Below are 289 nucleotides of genomic sequence, written 5' to 3' on the forward strand. Positions count from 1 at the left end.
GCTAATAAAATTATGATTGACGGTGGTGCAGGCTTAATCAATGTGCCGTTAGATAAGTGGGATCAATGGAACGAACTAATTGCCAATTATTATCTAACTAATGACATGGCTAAAATTAAACGGTGGACATATGACAATGGCATTCAAGGATTACAAATTAGAGCAAACTTAGCGCTTAAATCAGTTAAAGACAAAACTAGTAAAAGAATTCAAAAACAGTTAAAAGATTTTGCGGATCAGAACCCAGAAATCAAGCCCAAAAATGATCCAGAAAATAAAAACGATCGGC

Annotated in this window: 1 pseudogene; it reads left to right on the forward strand. The window is 34.6% G+C overall.

The features are described 5' to 3' along the window. Positions 1-289, forward strand: a pseudogene (locus tag FD47_RS15770) (filamentation induced by cAMP protein fic); the annotation flags it as partial.

The organism is Lentilactobacillus parafarraginis DSM 18390 = JCM 14109, assembly GCF_001435895.1.
GTDB lineage: Bacteria > Bacillota > Bacilli > Lactobacillales > Lactobacillaceae > Lentilactobacillus > Lentilactobacillus parafarraginis.